The 1,011-nt window shown below is 75.3% G+C and carries 1 protein-coding gene; it reads right to left on the bottom strand.

From position 1 onward, the window contains the following. Positions 1 to 180: 180 nt before the first annotated feature. Positions 181 to 855, bottom strand: a complete 675-nt coding sequence (locus IG88_RS0137760) for a response regulator transcription factor (protein WP_031051417.1) — start codon at positions 853 to 855, stop codon at positions 181 to 183. Positions 856 to 1,011 lie beyond the last annotated feature (156 nt).

Below are 1,011 nucleotides of genomic sequence, written 5' to 3'. Positions count from 1 at the left end.
CCGCAGCGGTTGGCGCGTCAACGGAGTTCACATCTGTGGCCGACCGATTCCGCGCCGTTCCGAGGACGGACACCCCCCGGCGCGGCCCCGACCCACAACGCACCCCACCGCGCACCGCGCACCCCCACCAAACCCGCACAGGCGCCGCAGGCATCCCGCAAAGGCGCCGCAGGCACCCGCTCAGCCGCCGGAGGCACCCGCCCGGTCCAGCAGCCCCGTCCGGGCGGCCAGCGCGGCTGCCTCCAGGCGGGAGCCGACGCCCAGTTTCATCAGGACCCGCTGGACGTGCGTGCGGGCGGTGGACGGCGCGATGCCCATACCGGCCGCGATCACCCGCGTGTCCTCACCGTCCGCGACCCGCACCAGCACCTCCACCTCCCGAGGGGTCAGCATCTCCATCAGCCGCTGCCCCTCGTCGTCGGGCTGCGCCGCGGGGTTCAGCAGCTCCCCGAAGGCCCCCTGCAACAGCGCCGGCGCCACCGCCGCCTCCCCGGCCCGGGCCTTCATGATCGCCCGCTCGACACCCTCTATCCGCTCGTCGTGCCGCACGTACCCCGACGCCCCCGCCGCGAACGCCGCCGCGATACCGCGCGGGCTGGGCACCGGGCCCAACACCAGCACCGCCACCTGCGGCCGCTCCCGCTTGACCCGCACCACCGGATCGAAGATCCCCGGCTCGGCCGGTGCCGCCGTCCCCAGCAGGCACACCTCCGGCGCCCTGCTGATCACCAGCTCCGCCGCCCCCGCGGCCGGCGCCGCCGCGGCCAGCACCCGGTGCCCCCGCAGCTTCAGCGCCGAGGCCAGCGCCTCGGCGTGCAATCGGTGATCGTCGACCACCATGAGCCGTACTCCCATGGAGCAACCCCCCAGTCACCCTGTCCCACCCCGGCGTCCCCCCGGCATGTCCCCGGAAGCTACACGCTGCACCGCCCGCGCGCTGCCCCTACCGGCGAGAACCGCCCCGAAGCGCAGAAATCCCCTCCACGCCCCTCTCCCCCACCACCCCCCCCA

It is taken from the genome of Streptomyces sp. NRRL F-5650 (genome assembly GCF_000721365.1).
Lineage (GTDB): Bacteria > Actinomycetota > Actinomycetes > Streptomycetales > Streptomycetaceae > Streptomyces > Streptomyces ardesiacus.
This window is presented reverse-complemented; position numbering and strand designations above follow the sequence as displayed.

Bases quoted from the DNA above. Each gene is read 5' to 3' on its own strand.
- IG88_RS0137760 (WP_031051417.1), bottom strand. From the start codon at position 855: ATGGGAGTACGGCTCATGGTGGTCGACGATCACCGATTGCACGCCGAG.